17 protein-coding genes are annotated in these 17,638 nt (G+C 38.5%); 7 read left to right on the top strand and 10 right to left on the bottom strand.

The features are described from left to right. Positions 1–33: 33 nt before the first annotated feature. The 3 genes from JEM65_RS03675 to JEM65_RS03665 all read right to left on the bottom strand — a co-directional run bounded on the left by JEM65_RS03675 (position 34) and on the right by JEM65_RS03665 (position 3,009). Positions 34–1,062, bottom strand: coding sequence for an aminotransferase class I/II-fold pyridoxal phosphate-dependent enzyme (locus JEM65_RS03675; protein ID WP_199597201.1), 1,029 nt, complete (start codon positions 1,060–1,062; stop codon positions 34–36). Between the two features lie 4 nt (positions 1,063–1,066). Beyond that, entirely contained in the window at positions 1,067–2,080 is a 1,014-nt protein-coding gene (locus JEM65_RS03670; protein WP_199597200.1) for a dipeptide epimerase, read from the bottom strand. A 155-nt stretch (positions 2,081–2,235) separates the two neighbouring features. After that, on the bottom strand, positions 2,236–3,009 hold the full coding sequence (locus tag JEM65_RS03665) for a TerB family tellurite resistance protein (protein ID WP_199597199.1): 774 nt from the start codon (positions 3,007–3,009) through the stop codon (positions 2,236–2,238). Positions 3,010–3,210: 201 nt separating this feature from the next. Here JEM65_RS03665 and JEM65_RS03660 point away from each other — a divergent pair, with 201 nt between their 5' ends. From JEM65_RS03660 to JEM65_RS03635, 6 genes are all read left to right on the top strand, one after another. Next, on the top strand, positions 3,211–3,621 hold the full coding sequence (locus JEM65_RS03660; RefSeq protein ID WP_199597198.1) for a BrxA/BrxB family bacilliredoxin: 411 nt from the start codon (positions 3,211–3,213) through the stop codon (positions 3,619–3,621). 234 nt (positions 3,622–3,855) lie between these two features. Next, positions 3,856–4,134, top strand: a complete 279-nt coding sequence (locus JEM65_RS03655) for a hypothetical protein (protein ID WP_199597197.1) — start codon at positions 3,856–3,858, stop codon at positions 4,132–4,134. A gap of 36 nt (positions 4,135–4,170) precedes the next feature. Beyond that, positions 4,171–4,908 (top strand): lysophospholipid acyltransferase family protein, encoded by a 738-nt coding sequence (locus tag JEM65_RS03650; RefSeq protein WP_199597196.1) that lies wholly within the window; start codon positions 4,171–4,173, stop codon positions 4,906–4,908. Between the two features lie 11 nt (positions 4,909–4,919). Beyond that, positions 4,920–5,909 (top strand): acyl-ACP desaturase, encoded by a 990-nt coding sequence (locus JEM65_RS03645; protein ID WP_199597195.1) that lies wholly within the window; start codon positions 4,920–4,922, stop codon positions 5,907–5,909. Positions 5,910–6,087: 178 nt separating this feature from the next. Then, a complete protein-coding gene (locus JEM65_RS03640; protein WP_199597194.1) occupies positions 6,088–6,468 on the top strand; it encodes a GxxExxY protein in 381 nt (126 codons plus the stop codon). Positions 6,469–6,751: 283 nt separating this feature from the next. Next, positions 6,752–7,408, top strand: a complete 657-nt coding sequence (locus JEM65_RS03635; RefSeq protein ID WP_199597193.1) for an HD domain-containing protein — start codon at positions 6,752–6,754, stop codon at positions 7,406–7,408. On the opposite strand, the gene JEM65_RS03630 is transcribed toward JEM65_RS03635, so the two are convergent. Continuing rightward, the gene (locus JEM65_RS03630) at positions 7,409–8,482 is read right to left on the bottom strand and encodes a PA0069 family radical SAM protein (RefSeq protein WP_199597192.1); all 1,074 of its coding nucleotides are present in this window, start codon (positions 8,480–8,482) and stop codon (positions 7,409–7,411) included. It lies immediately after the preceding gene. Between the two features lie 223 nt (positions 8,483–8,705). On the opposite strand from JEM65_RS03630, the gene JEM65_RS03625 reads away from it, so the two are divergent. Further along, complete coding sequence (locus JEM65_RS03625) at positions 8,706–10,862, top strand: S46 family peptidase (RefSeq protein WP_199597191.1); 2,157 nt, start codon at positions 8,706–8,708, stop codon at positions 10,860–10,862. A gap of 313 nt (positions 10,863–11,175) precedes the next feature. Here the strand turns inward: JEM65_RS03625 and JEM65_RS03620 are convergent, their stop codons facing one another. From JEM65_RS03620 to JEM65_RS03595, 6 genes are all read right to left on the bottom strand, one after another. Further along, positions 11,176–11,958: an enoyl-CoA hydratase/isomerase family protein gene (locus JEM65_RS03620; RefSeq protein ID WP_199597190.1), complete on the bottom strand. Its 783-nt coding sequence runs from the start codon at positions 11,956–11,958 to the stop codon at positions 11,176–11,178. Positions 11,959–12,098: 140 nt separating this feature from the next. Continuing rightward, positions 12,099–13,550 (bottom strand): sensor histidine kinase, encoded by a 1,452-nt coding sequence (locus JEM65_RS03615; protein WP_199597189.1) that lies wholly within the window; start codon positions 13,548–13,550, stop codon positions 12,099–12,101. A gap of 127 nt (positions 13,551–13,677) precedes the next feature. Next, positions 13,678–14,226, bottom strand: coding sequence for a CopD family protein (locus JEM65_RS03610; protein WP_199597188.1), 549 nt, complete (start codon positions 14,224–14,226; stop codon positions 13,678–13,680). 13 nt (positions 14,227–14,239) lie between these two features. After that, positions 14,240–15,592, bottom strand: a complete 1,353-nt coding sequence (locus JEM65_RS03605) for an MATE family efflux transporter (RefSeq protein ID WP_199597187.1) — start codon at positions 15,590–15,592, stop codon at positions 14,240–14,242. Next, positions 15,592–16,626 carry a ferrochelatase gene (gene hemH / locus JEM65_RS03600; protein ID WP_199597186.1) on the bottom strand — a complete coding sequence of 345 codons (1,035 nt, stop codon included), beginning with the start codon at positions 16,624–16,626 and terminating at the stop codon, positions 15,592–15,594. Before hemH ends, JEM65_RS03605 begins: the two co-directional genes overlap by 1 nt. A gap of 114 nt (positions 16,627–16,740) precedes the next feature. Next, complete coding sequence (locus tag JEM65_RS03595; protein WP_199597185.1) at positions 16,741–17,628, bottom strand: helix-turn-helix transcriptional regulator; 888 nt, start codon at positions 17,626–17,628, stop codon at positions 16,741–16,743. Between the last annotated feature and the right edge of the window lie 10 nt (positions 17,629–17,638).

Below are 17,638 nucleotides of genomic sequence, written 5' to 3'. Positions count from 1 at the left end.
TTTGGATTGTCATCTTAAACTTCAGTGCGTTTTTTATTGAAACGCCAATAAAGCAGATTTGAGCTGCTTAATATCCTGCTTTGTATGGTTTGCCGTAATCACGATCCGATTCATCAGCATGTCATAATTGGGATACTTAAAATTAGTAATGATGATGCCTTTCGATTTTAAATAGTCGAAAATACCCTCGCTAGAAGAATAAATCACGGGATAATCTGCATCATAAATAAAATTGCTGGGCAAGTTTGTATCCCCAAATAAAAACTGAAGATTAGCCCTTAACTTTTGAAGTTGGTCTTGCAGTAATTCTTGAGCCTCTACAAAGGTTTGCAAAAAAATAGGATTCATCCCCGCAGCAGATATAAATACAGCATCATTCTTAATGGTATTGATAAGTTGTTGATTCCCCGCAATCACGCCTCCAGAACAACTATAAGCCTTGGTTAAGGAGCTGATCATTATTTTTTGAACAAGCCGTGGATAATTAACGGTTTTAAAAACACCATCGCCGCGCGATCCCACAACACCTAAACTATGGGATTCATCAAGCAACAAAGTGACCCGTTTGCTCGGCGAAATGGCGTTCAGAAAATCAAAATTGGTAGGTTCTACAGCTAACGACAATAACGCATCAGCAGTTACCACGATGGCTTCCTCAACGGTATCAGTCAAATCAGGATGCAACGCTCCCTCAACAAATAAGGGTACACTAGAAGATTTTAAAATGGCAGGATGCGTTTTTGGGTAGTGGTAAAATTTCCGATGATCTTTTGACAAGTAATCAATCACAATTTTTCCCGCCAAGGTGCCTGAAGATACCGTAAGTGCGGCGTCAGCCCCAATAATCTTAGCTAATACATCTTCTGCCTTTTTGTAAATGCTCAATTTAATATTGGCATTTCTGGAACTTCCGTAGGCTGTACCCCATATTTTTATGCTATCACAAAGTAGATTTTGAAATTCTGGATTGGTGGCCATCCCCAAATAGGAAGTACCGCCAAAATACAGATAGGTTTCTCCTGCAACAGAAATAGTCCTATCCGGAAAGTGTTCAATAGTCATTAACTTAAGCGGTTAAAGTAACACCGGTACCATTCAAATCGCTATAAATTACCTTACCATCTTCTAGGCTTACCCCGGTAGCAATATCTTCTCCTAACAATAACGCGCCATCCATATCTACATAATCCAACAAGGGCAGCAAATGGGCAATGGCTGAAATACCTACGGTTGATTCCGTCATACAACCAACCATAGTTTTCATTTCCAATTGTCGGGCTTTTACCAACATGCGTCGTGCTGGCGTCAATCCGCCACATTTGGTCAATTTAACATTGACCCCATGGAAGTGTTGGTAACATTTATCAACATCTGCTTCTACCTGGCAACTTTCGTCGGCAACTATTGGCAATACGGAGTTTTGGAAAACTTTTTTATGACCCTCCCAATCATCTGCTGGCAAAGGCTGCTCAATAAATTCTACGCCCAATTCCTTAAGCGCAATGGCATTGGCTATGGTTTCATCTGCCGTCCATCCGCAATTGGCATCCACTCTAAATACAGCATCGGTGTGCTTTCGCAATTCTTTTACAATCTCTATATCCCGATCAGAACCTAATTTAATTTTATAAATAGGCCATGGCATTTCTTCCATTTTAGACACCATTTTCTCAATGGTATCAATCCCGATCGTATAATCAGAAAGTGGATTATTGTCAATCTCATAATTCCAGAGCTCATATAATTTTTTACCTTCTTTTCTGGCGTACAAATCATTATAAGCTAAATCCAATGCACATAAGGCAAACTTATTATTTGGCAATTGTGAGGCCATTTTCTCCCAAAATTCTTCAGGGGGCATTCCTGACGAATCTGCAATAAGGGGTTCTAATTGCTCTAAATCCTGCATCATACCTTTAATGCTGACGTTATAATATGGATTTGAAGTTGCTTCACCATACCCTGAAAACCCGTCCTCTCTTAATTGGACAATCAGAGAGGGCTGTTCGTCACGCGATTCCCTTGAAATGGTAAACGTGTGCTTTAATTTTAAAATATAAGACTTAAGAATAAGTTGCATGTTGTAGCGTTTTATAACATCCTTTCAATTTATTAAATCGAAACGCATGATGTAGTTTTATATACCTCTAAATTAGTAAATATTTGATTAATTTAACGGCACGAGATGAATTAAGCTGTAAAGTCTTCTAAATCTTTTATTGCGCTATTCCTTACTTAAAACCGACGTTCCTTTTGCAGTTTTTCATAAGCCTCTTGTACCTGACGGAATTTGTCTACAGCACCTTTTTGATGCTCATCTCCCAAATGAATCACACGATCTGGATGGTACTTCTTAGCCATTTTTCTGTAGGCAGCTTTGATGTCATCGTTAGTGGCGTCTTTCGTGATTTCCAGAATTTTATAAGCGTTGTCACTACTGTTGTAGAACATCGCTTTAATGCTTTCAAAATCGCGAGAGCTAATGCCTAAATATCCTGAAATGGTATAAATTTGGCGTACTTCACTATCCGTCACCATACCATCGGCCTTGGCAATGCCAAATAGAAAGTGCAGTAACTGTAAGCGAGACGCATGATCCATCATCCGTTGTATTTGCATGCACACTTGCCGCACGGGAATGTGCTGTTGATTAATGCCCTTAAACAATTTAAAGGCGTGGTTGGCGCGTTCCTGTCCGTACATACCTACAAATTGTTGGCGTACATAATCTAATTCCCGTTGATCTTGGTGGCCATCAGCTTTGATGACTACAGAAGCCAATATTAGTAAGCTCACTTCAAAATCTCCTGGCTGTGTCTGCGGTCGTGCCTGAGGTTGAGATTTGTAAGAAGGTCGTTTTTTTTGATCGGTCTGCCAATCGCCTAAAAGTGGGGTGCCATTACCTGAAATAGAATCGATAATACTCCCTAAAACCATTCCAATTATAGCACCAATAGGGCCTCCAAAAGACCATCCTAAACCTGCACCTATCCATTTTGAAAAATTCATCTGTAATTTTTAATTTTTTGAACTTCAAATATACTATAGTTCAAGCTTTTTAGTTGACAATTCCCATTGAATTTTAGATAGAAATGACAAATGGTGGCATTCAATCTCACTACCAAGAACTGCAACCAGAAGAAGTTTTTTCCGTATCTTTGCAGTCTCGAAGTATCGAGGTCTATTATTAATCTTGAAAAATTAAAATATATGTATCCAGCAGAATTAGTAAAACCAATGCGAGAAGACTTGACCAAAGTTGGATTTGAAGAATTACACACCGCTCAAGACGTTGATTCAGCCTTGGCAAAAGAAGGCACAACCTTAATAGTTGTGAATTCAGTGTGTGGATGTGCTGCAGCAAATGCACGCCCAGGAGCACGAATGAGTTTACAAAACGCCAAACGTCCTGATCATATTGTTACCGTTTTCGCAGGTGTGGACAAAGAAGCCGTTGACAAAGCAAGAGAACATATGGTGCCGTTTCCTCCAAGTTCACCATGTATGGCCTTGTTTAAAGATGGCGAATTGGTACACATGTTAGAGCGTCATCATATTGAAGGCAGACCTGCTGAGTTAATTGCAGAAAACCTTATGGATGCTTATAACGCAAATTGCTAATAGAAAAACCTTAAAGGTGTATTCTTAAATTTTTAAAAAACCACGGGAACTGTTCCGTGGTTTTTGCATTTGATACGCAACCTATTGAAAGAATCGCATCTATATTATTAAAAGACTATGAAAACTTCTACACTCCTTTTAAGTTTAAGTTGCATTTTTATACTATTTACGACCTCCAAATGTGATGACCAAGAGACCCTGAGCTGTGAAGACCACAGTTCTAAACTGAGCGAGATGAAAACTACGATTCAAGATTTGGCAGGTGCCTCAGTATGTAATGGAAATTTTGAATGTCTTTATATAGCTTTTGGGAGCAAACCTTGTGGCGGACCGTGGAGCTATTTAGTTTATTCCACCTCTATTGATACTTTAAAATTGACCAACTTAGTTGATACCTACAATCAATTGGAAAAAATGCTTAATTCAGAATGTGGTCGAATTTCAGATTGTGCCTTTGTAGTTCCACCGCAGAGGTTAGAATGTAAAAACAATACATGCATTGCCATTTATTAGTAGGTTTGTAGCCTGACTTTTTATTAATTTTGTAGGATGCGAAAAATATTGGCTTACCCCCTAACGGTTTTGTATCTCATCTGTTTTGGAATCACATTAATAGTATTCCACCCTATTCAATGGATCTGCTTCAATGTGTTTGGATATAAGGCACATAAGATTAGCGTAGATTGGTTGCAGTTTTTTTTAATCCGCTGTCTTAATGTTTTAGGCACGCGCTTCACATTTACCAATCCGCATGACATCCCCACTGATCAACCACTCATTATTGTAGCAAACCATCAGAGCATGTACGATATTTCGCCCATAATGTGGTACATGCGCAAACACCACCCTAAGTTTATCGCAAAAAAAGAATTGGGCAAGGGCATCCCAAGTGTTTCCTATAACTTGCGTCATGGTGGCTCCGTTTTGATTGATCGTAAGAATCCGAGACAAGCTTTGCCGGCCATTATGAAATTTGGTGAGTACATTGAAAGCACCAAACGTGCCGCAGTTATTTTTCCTGAAGGTACACGAAGTAAAACCGGTGTTCCAAAACCTTTTCAAACAAAAGGATTGGAGGTTATGATAAAAAAAGCCCCGTCAGCCCTCGTTGTGCCTATCAGTATCAATAATTCATGGAAGATGTTGCGCTATGGTAAATTTCCTATGGGTATCGGAAATCATTTGAAATTCACGGTACATCGACCTCTCAAAATTGCTACCTTTGTAGATAAAGAAGAATTAATCAGGACTGTTGAACAGACGATTTCTTCAAATATTCATCCCTAAATTACAGCGTTATGTCTCAAAAGAATGTAAGATTGGAAGTGATGCAACATCTGGAAAAAGACGTCGAATCACTCATTCAAAAATATTTAATCCCTGCCGAACAAATTTGGCAACCCACCGATTTTTTGCCAAATTCTGAAAGTGACCGATTTTATGAAGAGGTAAGGGAAATACGCGAATTGTCTAAAGAACTCCCTTATGATTTTTGGGTGGTTTTAGTTGGCGATATGATTACGGAAGAAGCCTTGCCAACCTACGAATCGTGGTTAATGGATGTGGAAGGCGTAGATCAGGTAGGACGAAATTCGTGGGGTAAATGGGTGCGCCATTGGACTGCCGAAGAGAACAGACATGGTGATGTCCTCAATAAATACCTCTACTTATCAGGCCGCGTCAATATGAAAGAAATTGAAAAGACTACCCAGCATTTAATTGCCGATGGTTTTGATATTGGCACGGACAGAGATCCTTATAAAAACTTTATATACACCAGTTTTCAAGAATTAGCGACGTATGTTTCCCATAATCGAGTAGCGAAAATTGCTAAGGAAAAAGGCAATAAATCGCTCTTTAAGATGTGTAACATTATTGCTGGTGATGAGATGCGTCACCACCACGCCTATGCAGAATTTGTGGAACGCATTTTTGCGGTAGACCCGAGTCAAATGATGATTGCTTTTCAAACCATGATGAAGCAAAAAATCACCATGCCTGCACATTTCTTAAGAGAGTCTGGCGACCAAATAGGCACTGCCTTTGAAGAATTTTCAAATACTGCACAGCGTATTGGGGTGTACACCTCAGCAGATTATGTGGACATCTTGGAAAAACTAATCAAGCGTTGGGAAATTGGTAATATCAAAAATCTATCTGATGATGCCGAGAAAGCTAGAGACTATCTCATGAAACTTCCAGATCGTATGAAACGTTTGGCTGACCGCATGAAAATTCCTGAAAATTCTTATCAGTTTAAATGGGTAGAACCGGCGCGACTTAAATAGGATGGAACGCTGATTTAACAGATTTAGCAGATTTGCACTGATTTTTTCTTAGTATGGCTTATTGATGGACAATTATAAACATTCAGAAACTACGGATTTAATTTTAAATTGCTGAACGCTGATAACACGGATTTAGCAGATTTGCACTGATTTTTTTGTTTCCTATTACATTTAATTGATGGACAATTATAAACATTCAGAAACTACGGATCTTATTTTGAAATGTTTCTACACTGTATATAATCAATTAGGCTATGGGTTTTTGGAGAAAGTCTATGAAAAAGCAATGTTCATTGAATTAAGAAGTTTGGGTCTTTCTGTAGAACGGCAAAAACAAATCAATGTGCTTTATAAACAACAAATAGTTGGAGAATACTATGCTGATCTTATTGTTTCAGAAGCTGTCATTATTGAAATTAAAGCTGCCGAATCTTTGTGCGAAGCACACGAATTTCAGCTTATAAACTATCTCAAAGCCACAGAAATTGAGGTTGGACTGCTGCTAAATTTTGGGAAAACGCCTCAAATAAAACGGAAAATATTTTCGAATAAATTTTAGATATATTGTTGAACGCAGACCCCCCTTAGTCGGCAGGGCAGGTAACGCGGATTTAGCTGATTTTAACTGATTTTTTAGTTCTCTATAATGTTAATTGATTAACAGTTATAAACATTCAGAAACTACTGATTATAGAAATTAAAGCAGATGAGTTACTTTGAGAAGCACACGAGTTTCAGCTCATCAATTATCTAATGCTTAATCTAAATCATCTAATCTCAATAATTTAAAACAATCTGCGCCAATCATAAAAATCCGCGTCATCAGCGTTCTACTATTCAACATGAAAATCAAACAAAATCAAATTGAAAGGACCATCTCCTTCGTCAAATCCCAACTTGAAAAAGCAGAAGGTGGACACGATTGGTTCCACATCCAAAGGGTACTGAACAATGCGTTGCTTATAGCCAAAACGGAACAAGTTGATCTCTTTGTAGTTCAACTCGGGGCACTTCTCCATGATATTGCGGACAGCAAATTCCATAGTGGCGATGAAACGGTTGGGCCAAATGTGGCTCGGGAGTTTTTAATGATAATTAACGTGGATTCCGCCATCATTGAACACGTAGTGAACATCATAAAAAATATCTCCTTTAAGGGCGGAAATGAAGATCAACACTTCAAATCAGCAGAACTTGACGTCATCCAAGATGCGGATAGATTAGATGCATTGGGTGCCATTGGCATTGCCAGAACCTTTAATTATGGCGGCTTTAAAAACCGACCGCTATTTGATCCGGAGATTAAGCCGAACCTATCAATGACCAAAGAAGAATACAAGGCCTCCGACGCTCCAACGCTCAATCATTTTTACGAAAAATTATTGCTTTTAAAAGATAAAATGAATACTAAAACAGGACGACAAATCGCTGCTGAAAGACACCTATTCATGGAACAGTTTCTTGAGCAGTTTTATGCGGAATGGGATGGTTTAAAATAATCAAAACAATTTCAATTGACCATCCTTAAACTGTTCGTGAAGCGTGGTATTTAGCTCAGGCATCGATTTTCCTTTAAAATATTTAAGCTTTGCCAATTTTACCATGGCGTTAATTTGATTGGCAATTTCACCTTCGCCGCGCATCCGCGTACCATATCGTGAATCGTTCAAATTGCCACCATGGCAACTTGCAATTTGATGCAAGACTTTGTCGGCACGATCCGGCATGGTTTTATTAATCCAATCTGTAAAAATTTCTCCAATAGCACCGTTGAGTCGCACAATGGTATGTCCCATACTTAACGCACCCATTTCTGACACTCTTTTGGCCAATGGCAATACTTCATGGCTATTGATAGAAGGGATAATGGGTGCCATCATCACATTAACAGGAATACCGTTATCCGAGAGGATTTTCACAGTTTCCAATCGTTTTTTGATGGTTGCCGTTCGCGGTTCCAACACACGCCTTGTTTCTTCTGACAGTGACGTAATGGACAGGTTAACCGTAATTAAATTGTCTCTGGCCAATGCCTTTAGCAAATCGAGATCTCTAAGAATCATTGCGTTTTTTGTAATAATCCCTACGGGATGTTTGTATTTCAAAAAAACTTCCAAACACTGGCGCGTCAATTTAAATTCCTGTTCGGCTGGTTGGTAACAATCGGTATTCCCGGACATCACAATAGGATGTGTCTGCCAGCTTTTTCTATTAATAAACTGTTCCAACAACTTTGGTGCATCTTTTTTGACCAAAATGCGTCGCTCAAAATCAAGCCCAGCACTGTATCCCCAAAACTCATGGGTATTTCTTGCGTAACAATAAATGCATCCGTGCTCACAACCTTGATACATATTCATGGAATAGCCCATCCCCACATCTGGACTGTCCACTTTATTCACGATAGTTTTCGGAAAAACTTCTAAATAGAGCGTTCTATTTTTATCAGCATTTTCTCCTTCTTTGGCGCAATATTCCAAAAAATCATCCCGCATTTCATGACTCAATTGAAAAAATTTATTGGGTACATTAATTTGTGCGCCGCGACCTTTTATGGTTGGGTTTGAATCCATTTTTATAAATTATAGTGATTGCTATCGTTTAGATGAGACCCTAAAGATACTGCCAATCCAGTAGTTTTGATGGCTACAAAATGTAGAAACTAGAGTTAACTACTTATTATCAAACACATAAGAACTAAACGACTATATAAAAAATAACACTGTTTTAACAGTTGAAAGTCGTCATAAACCCCTAAAAATTCAATAATTTTAGCCCTCACAAATATTTTATAACATGAAAAAATTATTGCTCTCCCTCACCATTTTTATGATGACGTTTTCATCAGCAATTAAAGCAGATGAAGGCATGTGGTTTTTGATGCATATTGAGCGTCTTAACCATAGAGACATGCAGAAAATGGGACTTCAACTGACTGCTGAAGAAATTTATAGCGTCAATAACCGAAGCTTAAAAGATGCTATTGTTCAATTTAATGGTGGCTGTACCGCAAGTATAGTTTCTGATAGTGGTTTGGTATTAACCAACCATCATTGTGGTTACAACGCTATTGCGGAATTATCATCGGCAGACAGAAATCATCTTAAGGATGGCTATTGGGCTAAATCTTTAGATGCTGAATTAAAGCCAGAAAGCTTATTTGTCAGATTCTTTGTAAGAATGGATGATGTTTCAGAACGTATTTTATCACAAGTTGATGCTACAATGTCTGAAAAAGACCGCGAAGCTGCTATTAACAGAGAAATTTCCAAAATTGAAAAAGAAAACAATGAAGGCGGAAAATATACCGTTTCTGTACGCTCATTCTACCAAGGCAATGAATTCTACTACTTCGTATATGAAGATTACAAAGATGTCCGTTTGGTGGGAACACCTCCTGAAAGTGTTGGGAAATACGGTGGAGATACTGATAACTGGGAGTGGCCAAGACATACGGGCGACTTTTCATTATTCAGAGTCTACGCTGACCAAGATGGAAATCCTGCAGAGTACTCCACTGAAAATGTACCGTTAAAATCTAAATATCACCTTCCTGTAAGTTTGGATGGCGTGAAGGAAAATGATTTTGCAATGATTTTAGGATACCCAGGAAGAACGAACCGTTGGATGCCTGCACAAGGTGTAGAACAAAACGTAAAATTTGCATATCCTGCTTGGGTTGAAGGTTCAAAATTGAGCATGGATGTGATGAAAAAGTACATGGATAGTGATGAAGCCATCAACTTAAAGTATGCGTCATCTTACGCTAGTATCGCCAACTATTGGAAAAATCGTGGTGGTATGATTGATGCCTTAACTGATCATAAAACGGTTGCAACCAAAACTAAAGTTGAAGACGCTTTTAATAAATGGGCGAATAAAAAAGAAAACAAAGCGGAGTATGGCAACGTCATTTCTGATATCAACGCTTATTATAAATTGACGAATGAAAAAGCACAACACGATAATTACTTAACTGGAATTTTACGTGCGAGTAAATTTGCGGTATTACCTTCAAGATTAGGTAGTGCCTTAAAACAATATGCTGAGTCTAATGAAGCTGCACGTGAAAACATGCTGCCTAAATTACAGCCTTTTATCGATGCTTCCTTTAAAGACTTTCATATGCCTTTAGAAAAAGAAATCCTTGCAAAGCAATTGAATTTATATGCATCTAAAAGCAACTATCCTCTTCCAGAAATGGTAAAAGAGATCGCTGATAAAAACACAAAGGATTTTACAACTTTTGTAGATTCTATTTTTGATGCCAGCATTTTCACTTCTAAGGAAAGCGTACAAGCCTTCTTAGAGAATCCTGACGTTTCAACATTGGAAAATGATGAGTTGTACAAATTATCAGGTCAATTATTGACTAAATACAGAGAGCAACCAGAAAACTTGGTACAACCAGAAAATGACTATCAAGCAGCTTTCAGAAAGATGGTAGCTGGATTACGCGCGTCAGGATTGAGCAACATTCAATATCCTGATGCCAACTCTACCTTGCGTTTAAGCTACGGAAAGGTGAGAGCGCTACCTGCTGATGATAGAAATGATGCGGCCGTAAACAATTACACTACATTAAAAGGAATGGTTGCTAAATACGTTCCAAATGATGACGAATTTGATTTGCCACAAGACATGTTAGACATTTATGAGAAAAAAGATTACGGACGTTATGCCAATGAAAAAGGCGAACTTTCAGTAAATTTTTTATCAGACAATGATATTACTGGTGGTAATTCAGGATCTCCTGTAATCAATGGAAAAGGTGAATTGATTGGTTTAGCTTTTGACGGTAACATTGAAGCTATGGCTGGCGATGTTATTTTTGACAGCGATTTGCAACGCACCATCAATGTTGACATCAGATACGTACTTTGGTTGATCGACAAATATTCTAACGCTAAACATATTGTTGACGAATTGACCATTGTTGGTGGAAAATTATAAATAGTATTAAGACCGCTTCGCTTTAGAAGTGAGAATTTAGACTTAAAATGAAAAATGCGAACTATTATTTAGCTCGCATTTTTTTATTTTTATAAACCTCAAATGATCTGTAAAAATCAGCTCAATCTGTGTACTCTGCGTTCTACAAGACTTTTAGCATTCTAGAACGCTGGCCCGCCTTAATCGGCAGGGCAGGTGACGCGGATTTTTCATGATAATAGATGATTCTATACAGCCTGACAGCAAAGCAAATGAAAGGATACTTATCTAAAATAAATCAGAGAAAATCAGCCCAATCAGTGTCATCCGTGTTCTACTTCCCCGGAAAATCAGCCTTACGCTTTTCTAGAAACGCCGTGGTGCCTTCCGTGAAATCTTCAGTACCGAAGCATTTCCCAAATTGTTTGATTTCTACTTTATAACCATCAACACCATCCTTATAATTAGCGTTAATCGCTTTGATAGCGCCTTTAATAGCTACTGTAGAATTACGCATAATCTTGCCTGCAATCTTCTCACATAACGGCATCAGCTCTTCCTGAGTGGTTACATGATTGACCAAACCGTAAATGTTTGCAGTCTCCGCATCAATCATCCCTGCTGTCATCACCATTTCCATGGCACGGCCTTTACCTACCAATTGCGGTAAGCGCTGGGTCCCACCATAGCCGGGAATGACACCTAATGACGTTTCTGGTAAGCCCATTTTAGCGTTATCGCTCGCCACTCTGAAATGACAGGCCATTGCCAATTCGAGTCCACCACCAAGGGCAAATCCGTTAACCGCTGCAATAACAGGCGTTGATAAATTCTCCACATAATCAAATAGCAACTCTTGACCTTTGGCCGCAAGTTTGCCACCATTTTCCACATCAAAATCGGCAAATTCACTAATATCAGCACCAGCAACAAAGGCTTTTTCGCCACTTCCGGTGATGATAATCACCTTGGTGCTCTTGTCCTTGTTAGCCACTTTAATAGCTTGATTAAGCTCATTAATAGTAGCTTTGTTTAAAGCATTTAACTTATTCGGACGGTTAATTGTAATGGTTGTAATACCGCCCTTAGTTTTGGATAGAATGTTTTCGTAAGACATAATTAAGTTTTAAATTTTTGAATCTGACTCCTACAAGTTGGCCCTTATAACTACATCAATTTGTGTGTAGAGAATTACCCGAAGTTACAGAAATTGAAAATTAAGCAATATTTGGTAAGATTCCTGCTTAGCAGCACTATTTATTGCTTTGGAAACGTTACGGTAAAAGTGGTTCCTTTGCCTTGTTGGGAAGTAAAGGTAATTGTTCCTTTGTAGGTTTCCACTATATTTTTGACCATCGCCAATCCAAGCCCCATCCCGCTGGATTTTGTGGTAAACTTAGGCTCAAAAATTCTCGGAATGTTTTCTTCGGAAATCCCTTTTCCATTATCTGATACCGCAATTTTTACCAAATGATCTTCAGACATAACGCTCACCACCACTTTAGGGTCATTATCCCCTGAAATGGCCTGCGTGGCATTTTTAACCAAGTTGGTTACCACCCGTATCAATTGTGTACGGTCCAATTGCACAATAATCTCCTTTTCATCGGCAATAAAAACAATGTAATCTTCACTAAAGATATCTAAAGCCAACTTTACAATTTGAACCACATTGAGTGTTTCATTTTGCTGTGCGGGCATCTTGGCAAAATTTGAAAACGCCGAGGCAATAGAACTCATGGTATCTATTTGTTGAATGAGTGTTTGGCTGTATTCATCTACTTTGTGATAGATTTCAGGATCACCATGATCAAATTTGCGCTGAAAACTTTGTACGCTTAAACGCATTGGTGTCAGCGGATTTTTAATTTCATGGGCCACTTGTTTCGCCATCTCACGCCAAGCCTGCTCCCGTTCTGAAGTTGCTAATTTTACGGCACTTTCTTGCAATTCATCAATCATGCTATTATAAGAATTTACCAACGTAGCAATTTCTTCGCTTGACGATGCAATCTCAATGCGTTTATTCTGTTTTCCGAGTCTTGTCTCCTTTATTTTATCACTAATGGTCTTCAGCGACTTAGTAATGTATTTAGAAAGAAAATAGGCCAATAAAATTGCCAAAACGAGCATCACTAAATAGGCATAGCCTAAGCGCTCCAAAAACTCTCGTAATTCCTTATTTAGAAATTCATCATTTTCCAAATATGGCAAATTCAGAATTGCTATGGGTTTAAATTTTTTATCCGTGATATAGGTATAAGACGATTGAAATGTTTGGTTGTTAAGCACTGTTTTTTCCACATAGCGATGTTGTGCCGTGTTGGAAAGACCATTTAAAATATCTGCATTTAAACATTTTGCAATGGTATCACCTTCAATACTGGACTTTGAAGATTTAATTAATCCACCTTCAAGATCGAACAGGTTCACTTGCAAGTGATGGATATCCGCAATTTTATAAATCTCATTCATAAAAATCAACCGGATATTTTCAGTTTTCACCTCCCAGGTTGTTTCCCTAATAACAAAATCAATATGGCGTTTAATATTATCTTCCTTCCGCTCCAAACGATCCCGATGGTAATCTTGTGCCTCTTCATTGTACTGATAAATTGTTACGGCGGCAATAAGGACTGAGGCAATAAGCACCAACAAAATCATTGCAAAAAAGATACGTACACGTAAGGAAAGTCGTCTGAGTTTCATTTAAAAAATTGTAGCAGGATAAATATAGCAATAATCACACCAAATCACTCCTTTGGGAATGTTCACCATTTAAAACACCAAATTCCCATTAGGAGGTTGAATCACTCAAAACAGGGCATTTTAAATATTAGGCATTTGGATTTTTTGCGCGTATGTTTTTGTAAATCTTAAAACCCAACATTATCAGCACGCCTAATACAATGATGCCAACCACTCCAAATATCCAATTGATTGAATTTTTAAGGATGACAAGAAAGACTACTGAAAATAGAATAAATGTGGCTCCCTCGTTCCAAAGTCGCATAAAATTGGAGGTTTTTTTAACCTCTCCACGCTGAAGTTGATTGTAATACTGATGGGTTTTTAAATGATAAATAATCAATAGTACCACAAACAGTAATTTTACATGCATCCAACCCTGGTGCAACCATGCTGGCATTAAAATAATTAACCAAACGGCAAAAATAGTGGCTAGAATTGCGGACGGCCACGTAATGATATTCCATAAACGTTTGGCCATCAATTTGAGTTGATCTCCTAAAATTTCCCTGTCCGGAGATGGTTTTTGGGAGGCTTCAATTTGGTATACAAATAATCTCGGAATGTAGAACAGTCCAGCAAACCACGTAATGACAAAAATAAGATGTAGGGATTTTATGTAGTTGTAGTATTCCATGGTGTAAAATTAATCAAACATCTTTAGGTATTAAATTCTTTTTGATTTCGCGATTTAAAAAATAAGCCGTCACGATTGTTGCGAGCACATCGGAAATTGGAAAAGAGATCCACACACCCAATTCGCCATAAAACTGAGGTAAAATTAAGATGAGCGGAATAAAGAAAAAACCCTGCCTAGACAAGGTCAACAACAAAGCAGGTCTGGCTTTACCGATAGCCTGAAAATAGGCAGCACCAATTAATTGCCAAGCAATAATGGGTGTGGCGGCAAATACCCAACGCATATCATTAGGTGCCTGACGTAACACATCAGCGTCTGTAGTAAACATTCGGGTAATTTGTTCAGGGAATAGCATCAACACAATAAATACGATGGAGGCCAAAATAGCAGCATATTTAATAGCGATATTAAGTGTTGCCCTAACCCGATGGAAGTTTTCAGCACCGTAATTATAGCCTGCTATAGGCAAAAAGCCTTGAGTAACCCCCAAAACTGGGAACATGGCAAACAATAACATTCTACCCGCAATAGCATAAGAGGTCACTGAAGTTTCACCTCCTAAATCAAACAGGATATTGTTCATAAATAAATAAGTGATACTTACCACGGCCTGCCTTGCCAAGGTGACAAAGCCCAACGAACTGATTTCTTTAACAATAGGAAAGTTCAATCCTAAATGTGAAAAATTGAGATTTAATTCCGATTTATTGGAAGCATAAAACCAAATGATAAACAGCAAACAGAATACGTATGATAGTGTTGTAGCCCACGCTGCACCCGCCATTCCGTAATCTAGGATGTAGATAAAGATATAATCCATAATCAAGTTACTGACCGATGGAATCATCATGGCATACATGGCAAATTTTGGCTTCCCTTCTGCACGAATCACGGTATTGGCCATCATACAAAGCGCCAACACAGGCACCCCGTAAAGGACAATTTCATAATAGATTTTTGCGGGTTCAAAGATGGCCCCTTTCCCACCAAAGGAATCGATAATGCTACTGGCAAAAAGCAAACCAACAGTCACCAAGGTCATGGTCAGCACCAAGGTTAAGGTAATTTGATTGCCAAAAGTTTTGAGCGCTTTTTGATAATTATTAGCCCCAAGCGCTCTAGAAATAATAGAAGACCCACCAATACCGATGGACATCCCTAAAGCCGCAATAAAAAACGATACCGGCAACACCACGTTAATGGCGGCAATTGCGGTTGCTCCAATCCAATTCCCCACAAAAATGGTATCTACCAGAATATTGAGTGACATCACCAAAATTCCGATAGACGCCGGAAGAGCCTGCCTTATCAAAAGCTTGCTAATGGGTTTTGTACCCAAATCCTGTGAGGAATCATTTGCCATTATGCGGTGACGGTTTCAGGAGTGGCCCAGTCGTTAATCCAGTTGGATAGTAAGGTTACAAATTCGTCATCGTCATTTAAACACGGTACGGTTGTAAATTCTTTTCCGCCCATTTCGTGAAAAATCTCTTCGCCTTCCATAGCAATTTCTTCCAAGGTTTCAAGACAATCACTCACAAAAGCTGGTGTGACGACCGCCATTTTTTTAACGCCTTGTTTTCCAAAACGTTCAATCGTCAAATCTGTAGGTGGTTGCAACCACGGATCAAATCCTAATCGCGATTGGAAGGAACTGGAATAGGTTCCCGGTGCCAAATTCAATTTTTCAGCCACCAGACGGGTGACTTCCAAACATTGGTGACGGTAGCAAAATTCGTGCGCTGGCGATGGTGTGATGCAGCAGCTCTTATCGATTTTACAATGCGATTTTGTAATATCACGTTTGCGGATATGACGTTCTGGAACCCCATGATACGAAAACAGTAAATGCTCGTAAGGATTATTTTCTAAATGTCCAGCAATAGAATTGGAGAGCACGTCAATATAATCTTCGCGATTGTAAAACGCTTTTAAATCGGTTATTTTAAGGTTTGGAAAATGTTCTTTTCGAATCTCTTCGGCCAAAACCAAGATGGTTTCAGTAGTTGCCATGGCAAATTGCGGATACAATGGCATCAAGAACACCTCTTCCACCCCTTTGTCTACCAACTCTTGGAGTCCTTTTTTGATGGTCATGCTGCCATAACGCATGGCTAAAGCAACTGGAAGAGTCGTTTTTTGTTGTATTTTCTTTTGAAGGCGCTCAGAAATTACGATGAGCGGCGATCCTTCATCCCACCATATTTTTTTATAGGCGGCCGCAGAGGCTTTAGGACGGGTATTCAAAATAATGCCTTTTACAATGAGCGTCCGTGCCCAAAGTGGCACATCAATAACACGTTCGTCCATTAAAAACTCACCTAAATAAGGCTTAACAGCTTCTGGTGTTGGGCTCTCTGGCGAACCGAGATTGACGAGTAGTACTCCTTTTTTCATATTTTATTCCTGAGAAGGCAGTCCCAAAAACTTCGGGATCATTTAATTAAACTTCAATTATTTATAAAGCCCACATTTTCATTTATTCTAAAATAATGCAGCGGGGATTTAGATTTACGAAGATAAGGACATTAAATATTTTTTGGGTGTGGTGCCAAACTTCTTTTTGAATGCTGCTATAAAATGACTTGATGCACTATACCCTACTTTTAAGCCCACTTCATTGACATTATGCTCACCTGATTCCAGAAGCTTTCTAGCGACTTCCATCTTATAATCAAACAAAAAACTATAGACGGTATCCCCGTAAATTTGCTTAAAACCTTCTTTAAGTTTTTTTAAATTCAATCCAATTTCATCTGACAACTCTTGTAATGTTGGTGGTTCTGCCATTCTGGAGATGACAATATCTTTGGCCTTCCTGATTTTTATGACATTGGTTTCATCTACCAAAAACGGACATTGTTCAATATTGGCATCTTCATTTCTATTGAAGTAGAGGCTCAACAATTCGTAAGCTTTGCCTTTAAAATACAAGTTTTTAATTGACGAATTCAAATTATAATGCATCAATTGGGTCAACACAATGGCAGAAGAAGGCGAAATCTTACCATCCTTATAGTATTTCTTATCCTTATTGTCATCGCTCAAAAACGTGATATAATCGGCTTCTTGCGAAAATAAGCCGTGGAATTTCTTAATTGAGATCAATATAGATACCAACCAAGTGTTGGGCTGCATTTCTAAATGGATTGGCAAATCGCGTTGCGGATTGTAAAGTAAAAGCGAATTCTCTTCTAAAATATCCAAAGCGTAGCGTCCTTCATTAAAAATAAACTTGCTGGAGCCTTTTAAACAAAAGTGGAATTGAATAAAATTACTATCTATTTCACGTTGGGCAACCTTTGCCAATGGACTCTCATTTTGACAGGTCAATACGAAAAATCCTTCTTCAACTTGCGTCTCTTCAAAAGAACCTTTAGCGACATTTTTTAATTCCATAATCTTCATA

Source organism: Gelidibacter salicanalis, assembly GCF_016469035.1.
Classification (GTDB): Bacteria; Bacteroidota; Bacteroidia; order Flavobacteriales; family Flavobacteriaceae; genus Gelidibacter; species Gelidibacter salicanalis_A.
The sequence above is the reverse complement of the archived record's forward strand: the minus strand, read 5'-3'. Positions and strand labels throughout refer to the sequence as shown.